The organism is Psychrobacter sp. ANT206 (assembly GCF_056880555.1).
In genome coordinates this window covers 2,470,588-2,486,502 of the sequence record NZ_CP096271.1, presented here as the reverse complement: position 1 = coordinate 2,486,502, position 15,915 = coordinate 2,470,588, and the positions used below count along the sequence as shown (strand labels likewise).

At 42.4% G+C, this 15,915-nt stretch carries 14 protein-coding genes; 9 read left to right on the top strand and 5 right to left on the bottom strand.

The window, feature by feature from the left end; translation table 11 throughout:
• Nucleotides 1-58: 58 nt before the first annotated feature.
• Nucleotides 59-502, bottom strand: coding sequence for a hypothetical protein (locus tag M0221_RS10335; RefSeq protein WP_483283763.1), 444 nt, complete (start codon nucleotides 500-502; stop codon nucleotides 59-61).
• Nucleotides 503-716: 214 nt separating this feature from the next.
• Between M0221_RS10335 and M0221_RS10330 the strand changes: the two genes are divergently transcribed.
• From M0221_RS10330 to M0221_RS10315, 4 genes are all read left to right on the top strand, one after another.
• Nucleotides 717-1,382, top strand: coding sequence for a UPF0149 family protein (locus tag M0221_RS10330; RefSeq protein WP_483283762.1), 666 nt, complete (start codon nucleotides 717-719; stop codon nucleotides 1,380-1,382).
• Between the two features lie 96 nt (nucleotides 1,383-1,478).
• Nucleotides 1,479-1,976, top strand: a complete 498-nt coding sequence (locus M0221_RS10325) for a nucleoside deaminase (RefSeq protein WP_020444211.1) — start codon at nucleotides 1,479-1,481, stop codon at nucleotides 1,974-1,976.
• Nucleotides 1,977-2,010: 34 nt separating this feature from the next.
• On the top strand, nucleotides 2,011-3,261 hold the full coding sequence (argE, locus tag M0221_RS10320; RefSeq protein WP_483283761.1) for an acetylornithine deacetylase: 1,251 nt from the start codon (nucleotides 2,011-2,013) through the stop codon (nucleotides 3,259-3,261).
• 102 nt (nucleotides 3,262-3,363) lie between these two features.
• Complete coding sequence (locus tag M0221_RS10315) at nucleotides 3,364-4,113, top strand: LysE family translocator (RefSeq protein ID WP_483283760.1); 750 nt, start codon at nucleotides 3,364-3,366, stop codon at nucleotides 4,111-4,113.
• 248 nt (nucleotides 4,114-4,361) lie between these two features.
• Here the strand turns inward: M0221_RS10315 and miaB are convergent, their stop codons facing one another.
• Complete coding sequence (miaB, locus tag M0221_RS10310) at nucleotides 4,362-5,852, bottom strand: tRNA (N6-isopentenyl adenosine(37)-C2)-methylthiotransferase MiaB (RefSeq protein WP_483283759.1); 1,491 nt, start codon at nucleotides 5,850-5,852, stop codon at nucleotides 4,362-4,364.
• Nucleotides 5,853-6,315: 463 nt separating this feature from the next.
• On the opposite strand from miaB, the gene M0221_RS10305 reads away from it, so the two are divergent.
• From M0221_RS10305 to M0221_RS10290, 4 genes are all read left to right on the top strand, one after another.
• On the top strand, nucleotides 6,316-8,523 hold the full coding sequence (locus M0221_RS10305; RefSeq protein ID WP_483283758.1) for a lytic transglycosylase domain-containing protein: 2,208 nt from the start codon (nucleotides 6,316-6,318) through the stop codon (nucleotides 8,521-8,523).
• Nucleotides 8,524-8,982: 459 nt separating this feature from the next.
• Nucleotides 8,983-9,642, top strand: a complete 660-nt coding sequence (locus M0221_RS10300; protein ID WP_133104726.1) for a ribonuclease T2 — start codon at nucleotides 8,983-8,985, stop codon at nucleotides 9,640-9,642.
• A 291-nt stretch (nucleotides 9,643-9,933) separates the two neighbouring features.
• A complete protein-coding gene (locus tag M0221_RS10295) occupies nucleotides 9,934-10,923 on the top strand; it encodes a malate dehydrogenase (RefSeq protein ID WP_011514361.1) in 990 nt (329 codons plus the stop codon).
• Between the two features lie 293 nt (nucleotides 10,924-11,216).
• The gene (locus M0221_RS10290; protein WP_020444204.1) at nucleotides 11,217-11,456 is read left to right on the top strand and encodes a DUF2789 domain-containing protein; all 240 of its coding nucleotides are present in this window, start codon (nucleotides 11,217-11,219) and stop codon (nucleotides 11,454-11,456) included.
• A gap of 114 nt (nucleotides 11,457-11,570) precedes the next feature.
• Here the strand turns inward: M0221_RS10290 and ribF are convergent, their stop codons facing one another.
• Nucleotides 11,571-12,614, bottom strand: coding sequence for a bifunctional riboflavin kinase/FAD synthetase (ribF, locus tag M0221_RS10285; protein ID WP_483283757.1), 1,044 nt, complete (start codon nucleotides 12,612-12,614; stop codon nucleotides 11,571-11,573).
• Between the two features lie 255 nt (nucleotides 12,615-12,869).
• Here ribF and M0221_RS10280 point away from each other — a divergent pair, with 255 nt between their 5' ends.
• Nucleotides 12,870-13,505 carry a GNAT family N-acetyltransferase gene (locus tag M0221_RS10280; RefSeq protein WP_020444202.1) on the top strand — a complete coding sequence of 212 codons (636 nt, stop codon included), beginning with the start codon at nucleotides 12,870-12,872 and terminating at the stop codon, nucleotides 13,503-13,505.
• 39 nt (nucleotides 13,506-13,544) lie between these two features.
• Here the strand turns inward: M0221_RS10280 and M0221_RS10275 are convergent, their stop codons facing one another.
• Nucleotides 13,545-14,159, bottom strand: a complete 615-nt coding sequence (locus M0221_RS10275) for a hypothetical protein (protein WP_483283756.1) — start codon at nucleotides 14,157-14,159, stop codon at nucleotides 13,545-13,547.
• Between the two features lie 122 nt (nucleotides 14,160-14,281).
• Nucleotides 14,282-15,832: a murein biosynthesis integral membrane protein MurJ gene (murJ, locus tag M0221_RS10270; protein WP_011514356.1), complete on the bottom strand. Its 1,551-nt coding sequence runs from the start codon at nucleotides 15,830-15,832 to the stop codon at nucleotides 14,282-14,284.
• Nucleotides 15,833-15,915: the final 83 nt, after the last annotated feature.

Genomic DNA, 15,915 nt, shown 5'->3' with positions numbered 1-15,915 from the left:
TCGTGAGCGTTTGTGAGCTTCATTAACGAAAATAGTGCTAACTTTTGACTATAAGACACTACTGGCTTTCTGTTTGATCAATACGGGTTAAGCGTTGTAATACTACTTGTGTACGCTCCGCTGCCAATTCATTCTTCTTTTTTAAGTCACTGTTTTGCTGCTTAATATCGCTATACTGCTGCTTTAATTCATTATTATGCTGTTTTAGGTCATGGTTTTGTTGTGCTAGCAGCTCAATCTGCTTATGAAGTTTATCTTGCTCTTCACCGATCATATGGTGCGCTTCAGCCAAGCTTTGGTAGCGTTTATCAAGATCATTAAATTGTTTTTTGGCACCATCGCGTTCTGTATAGCTGCTATCTAACTTAATTTTTAGGGCGCTAAGCTCTTTCGGGTCGGATAATGGTTGTTGCTTGAGACTGCTAAGTTCAGCACTGACAAGCTGATACTGTTTTTTGATGTCGAGTATCATTTTTTCTAATATTCTAAGTTGGTCATACATAGTCAGTTTTTATCCTTAACAAATAAGCGTAAATGAATGTTGTTGTCTGCGTTTAATAATGCCATAGGTGACCGCATAATATCTATACCAACAAAGTAATTACCAGCATTGGGCTCGATCTCTTTATTTTTTATGAATCGCTGCCTCATCGATAACATTGTACTGATTTTATTTTATAAGCAATCATTAACCATCAATTATTAGGATATCTATTATGAATGACAATATCTCTGGCTGGAATACGTGGCTAAAGACTTTTGACGACTGGACTGATGTGTCTATCAGTGAGGTACATGGTCTAATGACCGGGCTGATGACTGCTTGTGACGCGCCTGATGAACAGGTATGGGCTAAGGTATTTGAAGAACTGAGTTTTGCGCCATTACCTAACGAAGCGTTGACCTTGCTGACTGAAGAAGCCGAAGACACCGTATTTCAGCTAAAAGATAAGGATGATGCTTATTCCTATACGCCGCTTGTGCCAGATGATGAACATGACCTATACGAGCGTGTAATGGCATTGAAACAGTGGGCAAATGGTTTTATGACCGGCTTTGGTATCACTGATTGTCGTCTGAGCAGTGAAGAAAATGAGATGCTTACTGATTTGGCAAAAATTGGTGGCATTCGTTTAGAAGACGATGAAGATTTTGAAGGCGGCGAAGAGTCTTATTTGTACATTTATGAATTTGCACGTATGGTACCAGTGAGCTTTGCCACTCGTCAGCGTAAGCCTGTGAAAGACATTGCGTTGATTGCGGGACTGGCTATCGATGCCAAAACCACTAAAGAGTTACAATCAGAAGGTAAGGCTTCTAATACTAAGCCAAAACCTATGCCGCCAGTCATTGATGTGATGAATCAAAACCATCCATCGTAAGTCAGATCCGTCATAAAGGGTTTGGTAAGATATGGAGTAATATAAAGCCTAATAAAGGACTGTAATTTGCTATAAGGTAATAAAAGGGAGATTGAGATGATAACTGGGAATGATGATAAAGCAGATGATATGATTCATTTGCGCCGCTCTATTGAGCTTGCTACCGAAGCCTTAGAGGCAGGTGATGAGCCATTTGGGAGTGTGTTGGTCGCTGGTGATGGTCAAGTGTTGCACGAAGACCGTAATCGCGCCAATAGCGTCGATGCTACTTATCACCCTGAGATTGCTGTTGCCCAATGGGCAGCAAAGCATATGACGGCTGAAGCGCGTGCGCAAGCAGTGGTTTATACTTCCGGTGAGCATTGTGCTATGTGCTCCGCCGCTCATGCGTGGTCAGGGCTTGGTCGCATTGTTTATGTTAGCTCCTCAAAACAGTTGGATGAATGGATGCAGGAGATGGGTGTAAAATCTTCATCACCAATCAATTCATTAAGTATTCAAGAGGTAGCACCAAATGTGCCAGTTGAAGGTCCGATTGCTGGATTAGATGCAGAAGTAAAAATGCTGCAACAACGTGCATTTCAAAGACGCTAAGCTCTTTTTATCTTTATCGTATTAAGGATTTTTTATGACTGTATCAACTCGTACTGATGGCTTATCTCACGCTGTAATGGATACTGATTATCCATCGAATAGCATTGACTGGCTTACAAGGCTGATTGCTTTTGATACGGTCAGTCGCCATTCAAATTTGGCATTGATTGAATACGTACAAAGCTATTGTGAGCAGTTAGGCTTAAGCGTAGATTTGACCTTTAATGATGCCAAAAATAAAGCCAATTTATTTGTCACCGTAGCAGCAGGTGGCAATGCTAATAACAGTGCTGATATCATCAATCATGGTTTGGTGCTATCAGGGCATACTGATGTGGTACCAGTTGATGGTCAAGCATGGACATCAGAGCCGTTTACTGCGACGATTCGTGGTGACAAGCTATATGGACGCGGTGCTTGCGATATGAAAGGCTTTATTGCGTGTGCGCTAACTTTATTACCAAAAGCGGTACAGTTATCGAATAGTGGTCAGCTGAGTCGTCCTCTTCATTTGGCATTGTCATTTGATGAAGAGGTTGGCTGTCTAGGTGCGCCATTAATTTTGGCAGACTTAAAAGCTCGCGGTATCACTCCTGATTATTGTATCGTCGGTGAGCCCACCAATATGGCGATGGTCGTGGCGCATAAAGGTATTGCTGTTTATCGCTGCCGCGTCCACGGCAAATCTGCGCACTCATCATTGACAGCAACAGGTGTGAACGCCATCAGTTATGCCAGTCGTTTGATTGACTATGTTGATACCTTGGCAGAAGAAATAAGCAATCGCGATGATAATGATGCACTGTTCGATGTCCCTTATTCGACATTGTCTGTGGGCACCATACAAGGTGGTACAGCGACCAATATTGTGCCCAATCTGTGTGAGTTCACCTTTGATTATCGCAACCTGCCACACATGACACAGGACGACATTCTGCTACCGATTCAAGCAAAAGTTGCAGAACTAAGCGCACAAATGCAAGCGCGCGCTGCCGATACCGGCATTGAGCTGACACAAGAAGAAAGCGTACCGGCAATGACAGATAATGATAGTGCCGAGCTACAAGCATTGATAGCAGCACTGACAGGTGACAATCAACGCCATAAAGTTGCTTATGCTACTGAAGGCGGACAGTTTACTAATAGCGGTATCCCAACGATTATCTGTGGTCCTGGCAGTATTGAGCAGGCGCATAAAGCCGATGAATATGTTAAGTTAAATGAGATTGAGCGCTGTGATAGCTTCTTACAGCGTCTATTAGAAAGTTGTACTATGGATAAATAAACCGCAAGGTTTAGGTCGTGGTTGGTATAATAAACACCGTCTTTATGGCGGTGTTTATTTTTTCGTTTAGTCAGTTTAAAATAAAAAAGTAGGGGTTGGTTGATGTCTTGGCATCTGTTTGTGGTATTTTTTGCAAGTACGTTTTTTATCTCAGCGACACCTGGTCCGAATATGCTACTGGCATTTCAGTATGGGATTAATTACGGGGTCAAGCGGACATTATGGACGCTGGCAGGTCTCAGCCTTGGGCTCTTTATCCTGTTGCTCTCGACGCTACTAGGCTTGGATGTCATTAGCCGTCAGTCGCCATGGTTATTGACGGTCATTAAGACAGTCGGTGCCATTTACCTTATTTATTTAGGTGTTGCTTCATGGCGTGATAGTGGCAGCAATAGTAGCTTAATGGATGACGCCAATGCCATGAGCGAAGAAATTAGCGCAGAGTTAACAACAAGCTCAAATCGTCCTGATAGCATTCATAAATCTGAGACACTCAAGCCGCGCTCGCTCTCTAGTGCTGCAGTCAAGAGGGCACCTAGTAATGCTATGCTATTTCGCACAGGGATGTGGGTATCACTTTCTAACCCAAAAGCAATTTTATTTTTTGCAGCCTTCTTTCCTAAATTCATTAATTTTAGTGCGCCACTATGGCCGCAATATATGGTGCTTACCTTAGGACTGTTTCTCAGTGAGACGATTTGGCAGATAATATATACATTAGGCGGTAAAAAGCTTGCAGGGTGGTTAGATGTTGGTAAGCGTTTAGCTTGGCTCAATCGTGGTTGCGGCATTATATTTATATTAATTGCTGCCGCTTTATTGGCTGATGTGTTCAATAGTTTTATGATTTAAAAGTCGCTATTAGTTATAGTCAGTCCTAAATAAAATAAGTACAAATATTATAACGCGCTACTGGTATAAATTTTTCTTGCTTGCTATGCCTGCGCAGACAGAGGCGGCGCAAAACTTATCCCAGTGGCACTGTGTTTGATTTATAGTGGCTTGACTATAGTCATATAAAGGCTAATATTTAGTTATAAAAAAGCCGTTCACTATTGAATAGTAAACGGCTTTTTTGGCTGTTTTATTTGCACCAATGATTAAGCTAAAACTGCTTCAATCTCGCCTTTTACCATGTGTGGACTCACAAAATCAGTAATGCGTACGGTCACAATTTTACCCAACATCTCATCCATTTTATCTATTGCATAAGGGAACATTACGGTACGGGTATTGTCTGCTGTACCAATTAAACAATCAGGATGACGATTGGCGACTTGCTCAACTAATACGCGAGTCGTGGTGCCGACCATCTCATGGGTTTTAGCAAGCGTTGAGTCGATAATAACTTTTTGGAATTCTGCCAAGCGCTCTTTCTTAGTTTTGAAGCTCACATCGTCCGGTAGTTCTGCTGCTGGCGTACCTGGACGCTTAGAATAGATAAAGCTATAAGAGTGATCGAAGTTTAACTCTTTTGCCAAGTTCAGCGTATCTTGGAAATCTTGATCTGTCTCACCTGGAAAGCCAATAATAAAGTCGCTTGATAAGTGAATATCAGGGCGTATGGCTTTGAGCTTATTAATTTGATTAATATAAACATCAATCGTATGATTGCGCTTCATTGCTGCCAATATCGCATTTGAGCCGCTTTGTACAGGCAGATGCAAGTGTGATACCAGCTCTGGCAGTTGCGCGTAAGCGTCAATGATATCATCAGTGAACTCTAGCGGATGGCTGGTTGTATAACGAATACGCTCAACACCATCGACGTGTGACACATAATGTAAGAGTTCTGCGAAACGGCAAATACTGCCATCGTCTTTTTCGCCGCGATAGCCATTAACGTTTTGACCGAGTAGATTGATTTCACGCACACCTTGTGCCGCTAAGCTGTCAATTTCAGCCAATACATCGTCCAGTGGACGTGACAATTCTTCACCACGTGTATAAGGCACGACGCAGAATGAGCAATACTTAGAGCAGCCTTCCATAATGGAAACAAAAGCTTTAAATCCTTCTACTCTTGGCTCTGGTAAAAAATCAAACTTTTCGATACTTGGGAAGGATACATCCACCGTACCAATACGGTTCTTAGGCGCAATCTCACGTTGCTCGTGCGATTGGTCATACAGCTCTGGCAAACGGTGCAACGTTTGCGGACCGAATACCATATCGACATAAGGCGCGCGCTTTTGAATGTTATCGCCTTCTTGCGAAGCCACGCAACCACCAACACCAATAACAAGGTCAGGGCGTTTTTCTTTCAATTTGCGCCAGCGACCCAATTCTGAAAAGACTTTTTCTTGGGCTTTTTCGCGAATGGAACAAGTATTCATCAGCAGTACATCGGCTTCGTCGATATTATGCGTCACTTCCATACCATGTGAGTCACCAAGCACATCAAGCATTTTTCCCGAGTCATAGACATTCATCTGACAGCCTTGGGTGGTGACAAATACCTTTTTGGTAGCTGATTTTACAGGAGCTTGTGCTGAACTTAGTTCATTGAGTGCAGTGATCGCAGGCGTGACAGCGGTAATGTCAGAGGCAGCAGCGTCATCGATGCGGGGATTGAATACAGTAACACTCATAAGGATAAGTCCATGATTGACCAAAAATATAGCGGGCTAGCCGATTAACAGGTGGCGTATTTTATCACAACCCCGCGCTAATGTGAAAAGTTAGTGTCTGCTCATTATTATAAGTAAATTGAATTATTTATAATAGTATCAATTGCTTATCGATGATTATTTGGTTATAACTAAGATGCATAATGATTGATGCCGATTTGTACGCAATAACACCTTCGTGTTACGCGGTGCTATCCAATTTATTAATGAAAAGTAAAGCTTATGGTTGAAAGTGCAACGAGTATAGTATGATGAATGCCATCCTATTAGCGTCATTGAATAAATCCTGATTTCTATCTGTCTAAAATATCGATTTAGGAATGTATTTTTTAAACCTGTATTTTAGAATCATTTGATTAGAGTCACTTTTTTAAAATATTATTTAAGACCCATTATATAAGACCCACTATAAAAGAGAGTCAGTATGAAAAAGCCGCAGGTTGCTCCTGATATGATTGATAAAAATATATATCAAAATGATACGCATAAGAGTTCTAAAAAAATGACGCTTAAAAAAAGTGCGCTGAGCTTGGCAGCGGCAGTCGGTGCTTTGGGCTTTTCGCAAGTAGCCTGTGCAGAATTGACATGGGGTGAGAGCGGCAGTTCTGAGCAACAAGGCAAATATCAAGTAGAGCGCTATCAGTCTGATGGCTATCAACCAAACAGTCAACAAAGTACTTTTCAACAAAACACTTCTCAACAAAACAGTGCTTATCAACCAGATAATGGCGTGGGTTCATTCACCGCAGCAGCCATTGCGGCAGAGCGCGGCGATGTCAATGCGCTTTATGATTATGAGCAAGCTATGAGCGGTGGCTTATTTGCCATGTATCCTACTTACTGGCGGATGAATGTAGATTTGAATTCGCAAAGTCCTGCAGCAGTGTCGCAGTTTGTGCGCCAATATCCAGATACGGTCATGGCAGAAAAGCTGGCTGCTGATTTTGCTGAAACCAAAGCAGGTTCAAATGATTATGCAGCAGTGCGACAAGTGGCAAATCTGATTACCAATGCTGATGACAGTGAGAAGTGCGCCGTTGCGCTTGGGTTTAATAATGGCGGCGATACCATGCGTGCTATGGCAGCGAAGTCTGATGTCTGGTTGACGACCAAAAAACAGCCAGCTCTATGTGATCAACTAGCGCTTGAGATGAATAATAACGCCTTAATTAGCAATCCAGAGAGAGTTTCCCGCCTCAAACGTATGCTGCGTAAAGGCAAAACCGGTGATATCATGGCGTTATCTTCGCGCTTAGGTATGCCCATTCCTTATGCATCACTGAGTGACATCCAGCTTAATCCATCATCGTTCTTTAGCCGTTTCGCCCGCGAACCTGCCAGCCAAACCAATCAATATTTGTATCTTTATGCGATGGGACGTGTCGCCGAAAAGTCTTATCGTGAGGCGGCGTTGCAGTTAGAGTTTGATATCAAGCAAGACAATCAGCGTTCAGCCAAACTGTTAACCGATGATACTCGCCGCGCAGCTTATCGTACTCTTGGTGTGCAACGCATGAATCACAATACCGATGATGGCTTTAACGTTGAAGCCGTCGACTGGTTCCGTAACAGCTTAGACAATGACTTTAGTTTTGAAGAAGCAGAATATTATGCCATGGCAGCGATTCGTTTTAGTCGCTGGGATGATGTGGTCGAAGCCATCTCAAGAATGGATGCCGAAACCCAAAAAGCCAATCAATGGCAGTATTGGTTGGCACGCGCTTATGAGCAGTCAAATGATGGCAGCAAGCGCAATACTGCTAAGAAAATGTATCAAAATCTCGCTAAAAGTAACGAATATTATGGTTTGATGGCAAAGGAAAAAGTTGGTCAACGTTTTGATGCCAGCCGTTTGGGTGGTAGTAATTTACCTAATGTCAGTAGCGCGGATCGTGCGCGCGTCGTGCAAAATCAACATTTTGCCCGTGCATTTGCGTTATATAACGCTGATGCCAGCCGAGCTTATGCCAATCGTGAGTGGAACTGGGCGGTCAAAAAAGCACGTGATAACCGTGATGAAAAATTAATCATTGCAGCAGCGCGTCAAGCCTATGATATGGGCTGGCTAGACCGTGCGATATATGCCATTGACAATACTGACAACGTCAATAGCCTTGCGATATCGCATCCGATGCCGCACCAAGATGCTGTAGTACGCTATAGTCAGTCGGCTGGTATCGATCCCGCTTGGGCATATGGCATTATGCGTCAAGAGAGCCGATTTGTAGCCTCTGCGCGCTCAAATGTCGGGGCAAGTGGACTGATGCAAGTCATGCCGGATACCGCAAAATATATTGCCCGTAATTTGGGCGAGACATATAGCGCAAGCCGTGCCAATAGCGGTGATACCAATATCCGTTATGGTACATGGTATATGGGTGATATCTTTGGGAAGCTAAACAGTCAGCCTGTATTAGCAACAGCAGGCTACAATGCTGGTCCAAACAATGCCAAGCGTTGGCAGCCAACCTATGGCTCACTGGCAGCGGATCAGTACGTTGAGTCTATTGCTTTTCCTGAAACACGGAATTATGTCAAACATGTGATGGAAAATGCCACCATCTATAGCAGCTTATTGGGTAATGGTCAGCCAATCACTCAGCGTATGGGTACCGTACCTGCCGCATTTTAATTTGAGTAATAGCAAAAAACCATTAACGATAAAAGGTTAATGGTTTTTTTACAGCTGTAATTTGTTAGCTTAGCAATCGTATTTTGACGACCAAATTTTTTCAATAATGACAGTGGTTAATATAGATGATTCATCTATCATGCATGTTTACGTTTTTGCTATAGATTAAAAGAGGGTTTTTGCTACCATTGCTGTCATTATGAGTAATTTTTTCATAAAGTGTTTTTGAGGTAATCAATCTTTGCTTTGAGCTTAATTAGCCAATTTGAGTAATACTATCCGAATCTAGAAGCTATTTTGCAAAAGCTGATCCTTATCATTACTCAATACTTTACCTTTAATATAATAAAAAACGCCTCAATCCGCCTATATCGTTGCACGCTAGGCATCGGTGAACTCTTTAAACCAAACTGGGCTTGATGCCAAAAAACAGTGATATCAGAGTACGTAAGTGACAATATGACAAGTAAACAGTATAACTATAGCGGTTGGACAGCTTTTAGTATTGCCACTTTGCTACTGTTGCAAGGGACAATGGCTATGTCTGCTCAAGCGGCTAACGCGAGTAAAAGTGGTCATCGCGTGCTGATGATTGAAATGACACCAGCATTATGTAATTTGCAACCAACGCGTTCGCGTATGCGTCAGTGTCTAGAAGGCTATTCCTTGACTGTGTCTGGTTTGGACATGGGTTATGGAGAACGCTGCGGACGTGGTAGTGAACCGCGTATCACACCGCTACAGCTAAAAGTCGTCAACCGTATTATGCCCGATACCACAGTGCGTACCCAAGCGTGGCAACGTTATGGCGCTTGTAGTCCATTAAGCTCCAGTAATTACTTCCGCCAAATCACTAACTATGCGGGCGCTCTAAAGCTGCCAAATGAGCTAAACACGGGCAATAGTTATACGGTATTAAAATCTCGTTTTATCGGTCAAATGACCAGCTTAAATAGTGGTATGACTCCTGCTAGTGTCGATCTGATTTGTCAGTCAGGTACGCAACGTCAAATGATATTAACGGATGTACATGTCTGTTATGAAGGCAGTGAATTTGGCAACTGTCATAATGTCGTGGACAATTGTGGCAGTAAATTCGTTATTTCAGGCGGTAAATAATCCGTCTTTATCTGGTTTGATTATCTCTTCTTTTACATCGCACATCTTACGCTTAACCTATTTCTATCCTGCTATATAAATTGCCAATATATCATCGTATAAAATGTAACAATATAGTTAGGGATAGGTTTCTTGCTTTATCTAGACGCTTAATAGACTGAAGTGCTACACTAGCTCTCGGTTTATGACTACTATATTAATCGAGTAAGCATTCAGCGAGTAAATCGCTATCTAAATCGATAATCACCAATTAGAATCGTGAATATCTAATCAATAATTAGGGAGTATTCAATGTCAATGAAACAGCCTGTACGCGTTGCCGTGACTGGTGCCGCTGGTAATATCAGCTATGCTATGTTATTTCGTATTGCTTCTGGCGAGATGCTAGGTAAAGATCAGCCAGTGATTCTGCAATTACTTGAAATCGCTCCAGCACTCGACGCCCTAAAGGGTGTGGTCATGGAATTAGAAGACTGTGCATTCCCATTATTGGCTGGTGTCGTCCAAACTGACGATGCGACCGTGGCTTTTAAAGATGTCGATTATGCGTTACTCGTAGGCTCACGCCCTCGTGGTCCTGGTATGGAACGTAAGGATTTGCTAGAAGCCAATGCTGCGATTTTCTCAGCGCAAGGTAAAGCATTGAATGATGTTGCAAGCCGTGATGTTAAAGTATTAGTAGTAGGTAATCCTGCTAACACCAACGCTGTTATCGCTCAGCGTAACGCACCAGATTTAGATCCACGTAACTTTACTGCCATGACTCGCCTAGATCATAATCGTGCAATGGCACAGTTAGCTGGCAAGACTGACAGCACGGTTAATGACGTAAAGAAAATGATCATCTGGGGCAACCATTCATCAACTCAGTATCCTGATTTGACGGCGAGCACTGTAAATGGCAAACCAGCGTTAGACTTGGTTGATCGCGCATGGTATGAAGGTACTTATATCCCAGAAGTGCAACAACGTGGCGCTGCAATCATCAAAGCACGCGGTGCATCATCTGCTGCTTCTGCTGCCAACGCGGCTATCGCACATGTACGCACGTGGGTAATGGGTACTGATGAGAATGATTGGGTATCTATGGGTGTCTATTCAAACGGTGAGTACGGTATTGCTAAAGGTTTGATTTACTCATTCCCAGTGACTTGTGCTAACGGCGATTGGTCTATCGTAGATGGCGTTGATGTGTCATCAGATTTCTCAAAAGAGAAAATGGCAGCCACTGAGCAAGAGCTGAGCGAAGAGCGTGATGCAGTAGCACACTTATTACCGTAAGCTTTTAGGCTATTGTCATATTAGGGCTGTTTATATTCAGCACTAAGTAAAAGGCCCTCATTTATCATGAGGGCTTTTTTTGTTTGAATTTTAGCGTGCTGTCAGCGTTATTTATATTTCATCGATAAATAGCCTACTTATGATGCCTATTTCCGCATAATGCTTAAAGGTTAATACAATTGATAACGTTAGATAAACGTTGATTAACAGCTATTACTATAAAGCTTGCTACAATAATCAGGTTCATTTAAATAATAAGCATAAGTAAATTTTGCCATTTAAGGAGAAAATGTATGTTAGGCGAACCTGAATATAATATGAATGATCTGTTTGCTCAGTTGGGTCTTGAGAGCTCAGACGAAGCGATTGATCGTTTTATTGAAAACAATCAATTAGCAAAAGAAGAAAAATTGACAGAAGCCAGTATCTGGAATGACAACCAACGTATGTTCCTACAAGAAGAGTGGGAAAAAGATGCAGCGTGGGTAGAAGTGATTGATGAATTGAATGTACGTTTGCACCCACAGGCGTAAGTTATCAGTTAGGCAATAAAAAATATCCTGATAATAAACCAGCCATTAAAAAACCCACAACTTCAAAAGTTGTGGGTTTTTATTTATTAATGATTTGCTTAAAAGGGTCACTACTTAACCGTCCGTTTGCTTGTCTCGCCATTCAATCAATTCTTGTACATCATGATGAATGCCTTCTTTTAGCGCATCCAAACTTTCATAATGACGTTCTCCATGCAAATAATGCAAAAAACGCACCTGCAAGGTTAAACCATATAAGTCGGCTTGCAGTTGTGGAAAGTGTACTTCCAAACGCCAATCATGGGTTTTGTTGACGGAAGGTCTAGTGCCGATATTAGCAGTACCAAACAAACTGTGTGCCTGTAAACCTGCTATGCCTTTATGACCCTCATCTGCACGTTTGACTAAACCGCTTGGTATAACATTGCCATCATTATCTAGGCTAACCACATCGACCGCAAAAATACCATGTAAGGCAGGCTTAATACGTTTTAGGTTAATATTAGCAGTCGGGAAGTCCATGGTGCGACCAATTTTATCACCGCCAACGACCGTGCCAGTAATAGCGTAATCTCGTCCAAGTAATGCATTAGCCGCATCGATATCACCTGCCAGTAAGAGATCCCGAATACGAGTGGAGCTGATGCGTGCTGCTTTATGATTATCGTCAGTAATCGTATCTAGATTGGTCACATGCAAACCATAATCGCGTAAAAACTGACTGTCACCAGTACGATCATGCCCAAATTTAAAATCATCACCCAATACCAAGGCTTGTACATTTAAACGCTGTGCTAAAATATCTGCAAATGCCTGCGCTGATAATGAGCGAAATTCGTTGTCGAAGCCTGCCACAATCAAGGTTTCAACGCCATATTCTGCTAGCAACGCTTGCTTTTCAGCAAGATTGGTTAAACGGGCTGGGGCAGCAGCAGGAGCAAAGAACTCTCTTGGCTGTGGCTCAAATATCATCACGGCAGAGCCAAGATTACGCGCCTTTGCAAGTTCGCGCACTTGAGTAAGCATCGCTTGATGTCCCAAATGCACGCCATCAAAATTGCCAATAGTGAGCACACAGGGCGCTAAAGCTACTGGGTTGGTATTGGTAGGCGAAGCGTCTGAAGACGCCAGCAGTTGCTCAAGAAAATAGGTATTCATAAATGTTCAGCTATGATAGATGAAACCAGATAAAAAATGAAAAACACATTTGGATATAAAATCGATGTGTTTAAAATCAGCCATTATAAAGTAAAATAGCCAGACTAACATCCTATAGTCTGCTGATAATGGCAGAACGGTATTGTCCGTTTTATATCACAGTTATTTTACTGACTGAAGCTTGTTTGACTACCTAGATATCGCTTTATAGGGTGATCAAACTATTAACGATGAATAACCCATTACGGAGGTGCTATGTCTGCAATAACAGCTAACCCACATTCTAAACCTATTTTTGATCGGACTAATTTGCCTATATTGACGAATAAGTTTGGCGATACATTTATGGTGCAGTATGCGACTGCAGATGATTTATCTGAAGTTTTAGCCATTTATAATCAAAGTATTGCTGGTAAGCAGGCAACAGCCAATCTAGAACCAGTGACCTATGAAGAGCGGGCAGCTTGGTTTGTAGAACATATCGAGAGTGCAACACGACCTATCTATGTCGTTAGAATGATAGATATAGCTGTGGAAGACGATATGCATAAAAAACACCCGTCAATTGTCGCATGGGGCAGCTTTAGTGATTTGTATGCGCGTCCGGCTTATCATATTAGTAGCGAGATCAGCATTTATATTCACAACAACTATCATAGTCGAGGTCTAGGCAGTTTATTGCTTCGCTGGATGTTACAGCAAGCACCAAGCCTCGGTATTCGTAATGTTGCAGCGCTTATTTTTGCCCATAACCAGCCAAGCTTGGGGTTATTTCGTAAGCTTGGCTTTGAGCAATGGGGGTTGATGCCACAAGTTTGTGATATGGATGGATTTATCGCTGATGTGGTGATGCTGGGTAAACGGGTGCTAGATAATGACAATAATATCTAAGATAACTATGGTTACATTCCTGCTTTAAATAAGCATTTTTTACCCCAAAATTTTCCATTCACCATTGATTTTTTGCAGCTCATAAGCCAAAGGCGCAGGCTCACTTTGACCTTTTAATCTTAGCTCACCTGTGACCGTGGCTTTTGTTTTATCGCTATTGTATTTGGTATCAATAATAGTGACCGCTTCAACCGTCTGCTTAAAGGCAAACTGAGTGTTTTTTAACTCTTCAGCGAAATTCTCCATATCGACTTTATAGTATGACGCCGCTTTTTTAACGTCGCCATAATATAAGGTATCAAGCGCTAGTTTCACTGTATTTTCTGGTGTACCTACTTCGGTTCGATTGGTTAGTATACTTGGCTCTTTTACAGCTGCTGCGATAGGGCTGATATCTTGACTGACGATGTCGTTATCTGTCTTAGCCGTATCACTGTTAGCTATGCTATCAGTCTTATTAACATCAGGTGTACTATCGACATCATCCGTGCTGTTAACAGTATTTACGGCAGATGAGCCGTCTGTTGTCTCGTCTGCTGGCTGGTTCTCTACCTTGTTATTGTCGCTACAACCGCTTATTAATAGTCCAGCACTGAGTAGACCGGTCGCAAAAATCATAGGTAAGCGTTGAGCTGCAAGCTGCTGAGTAATCATATAAAACCTTAATATTGAGTAATTTAACAATAAGCCATTATGGCAACTATCAGCAGTATGCACTGTCAATTCTCATATTGAGCTTGTTTTGGTTTGGTAAACCAATAATTTATCACACCCTTTTAACCATGTTTGAGCTGGCGAGGACGGAAGCCTGTTGCCAATAATACTCCGCCGTAAACCAGCGCACCGACCACACACATAATCAGCAGCGCAACCAAACGTTGCCACTGTGCCTTATCGGTTGGAAAGTACGGTAGCATGACATAAAGCACAGCGATCATAGCACTGGTAGAGATTGCAAACTGCGCAAACAGTTTTTTCCAGTGACTACCAAAACGGAAAATATCACGCTTATGCAAGAAGTAATACAGTAAGCCTGCATTCACAAATGATGCGCCAGTTGTCGCAAGTGCCAGGCCGCCATGCAATGGAATCTCAAGGAAGTAAAATATCCCAATGAAGATAACACTAAAGATCATATTAGCAAAAACGGAAATAATACCGATTCTGACGGGCGTGCGGATGTCTTGACGAGCGAAGAAAGCAGGGGCAAAGACTTTAATCAACATAAAGCCTAAGATGCCACCTGCCATGCTTTTTAGTGCAAGCGAACTCATTTGCGCATCACGTAACGTAAATTCGCCACGTAAAAATAGTGCTTGCATGAGCACGTCAGACAGAATAAACAGTGCTGCCGATGCAGGTACACCGACTAAGATAATTAAGCGAGCTGCCCAATCGATGGTCTTTTTAAAACTGACATCGTCTTTTTGGGCTTCACTTTTTGATAGGCTTGGTAAAATGACTGTACCAATTGCCACACCAATTAAACCAAGAGGTAACTCGCTCATACGCTCAGCGGCATATAGCCACGAGACTGAGCCGCCAATCATCAAAGAGGCAAAGATAGTATTTAATAGCAGATTAATTTGAGTAACCGATACCCCAAAGATAGCAGGTAGCATCAGCTTTAATATGCGTCTGACGCCTTCATGCTGGAAGTCGATTTTGGGCATCACCAGTAGTTTTTGCTGGGATAACTGTGGCAATTGCAGTAGGAGCTGTAATAAACCAGCGATAGCGACCGCATAACCGAGCGCCATAATGGGCGTCTCAAACATAGGTGCAAAAACCAGCGCGCCACCAATCATACACAGATTGAGTAATACAGGTGCAAAGGCTGGTGCCGCAAAACGTCCGTAACTTTGTAAAATGCCACTGGCAAAAGCGGTCATTGAGATAAATAATAAGTAAGGGAAGGTTAGTCGCAACAGCTCAGCGGTAATCGCAAACTTATCAGGTTGATCAGCAAAACCGGGCGCAAATAAAGTCACGACCCACGGTGCCATTAAAATAACCACTACGGTAAGCATCGATAAAATTAACATCAGCGCGCCTGACGTGCGACTGACTAATATCTGTACTTCTCGTAGACTATATTTTTCTTTATATTCAGATAAAACAGGTACAAAGGCCTGACTAAATGCGCCTTCAGCAAACAGGCGTCGCAGAAAGTTCGGTATCTTAAAGGCGACCAAGAAAGCGTCCATCAGACCGCCAGCGCCAAAGACGCCTAATAACACAATATCGCGTACCAGACCTAAAATACGCGACAGCATGGTCATGCTACTGACCACCATGGTTGAACGAAATAACCGACTTTTTGCCATGAGAACCTATTATGCCAATTTGTTTAGTGATGGTTGCTTGCTGATTTACAAGAGTCAAAAAAACTGACAGATTATAGCACTTT

Coding starts and splice junctions, on each gene's coding strand:
- M0221_RS10305 (WP_483283758.1), top strand. CDS start 6,316: ATGAAAAAGCCGCAGGTTGCTCCTGATATGATTGATAAAAATATATAT.
- M0221_RS10295 (WP_011514361.1), top strand. CDS start 9,934: ATGTCAATGAAACAGCCTGTACGCGTTGCCGTGACTGGTGCCGCTGGT.
- M0221_RS10325 (WP_020444211.1), top strand. CDS start 1,479: ATGATAACTGGGAATGATGATAAAGCAGATGATATGATTCATTTGCGC.
- ribF (WP_483283757.1), bottom strand. CDS start 12,614: ATGAATACCTATTTTCTTGAGCAACTGCTGGCGTCTTCAGACGCTTCG.
- murJ (WP_011514356.1), bottom strand. CDS start 15,832: ATGGCAAAAAGTCGGTTATTTCGTTCAACCATGGTGGTCAGTAGCATG.
- M0221_RS10280 (WP_020444202.1), top strand. CDS start 12,870: ATGTCTGCAATAACAGCTAACCCACATTCTAAACCTATTTTTGATCGG.
- M0221_RS10330 (WP_483283762.1), top strand. CDS start 717: ATGAATGACAATATCTCTGGCTGGAATACGTGGCTAAAGACTTTTGAC.
- M0221_RS10290 (WP_020444204.1), top strand. CDS start 11,217: ATGTTAGGCGAACCTGAATATAATATGAATGATCTGTTTGCTCAGTTG.
- miaB (WP_483283759.1), bottom strand. CDS start 5,852: ATGAGTGTTACTGTATTCAATCCCCGCATCGATGACGCTGCTGCCTCT.
- argE (WP_483283761.1), top strand. CDS start 2,011: ATGACTGTATCAACTCGTACTGATGGCTTATCTCACGCTGTAATGGAT.
- M0221_RS10300 (WP_133104726.1), top strand. CDS start 8,983: ATGACAAGTAAACAGTATAACTATAGCGGTTGGACAGCTTTTAGTATT.
- M0221_RS10335 (WP_483283763.1), bottom strand. CDS start 502: ATGTATGACCAACTTAGAATATTAGAAAAAATGATACTCGACATCAAA.
- M0221_RS10315 (WP_483283760.1), top strand. CDS start 3,364: ATGTCTTGGCATCTGTTTGTGGTATTTTTTGCAAGTACGTTTTTTATC.
- M0221_RS10275 (WP_483283756.1), bottom strand. CDS start 14,159: ATGATTACTCAGCAGCTTGCAGCTCAACGCTTACCTATGATTTTTGCG.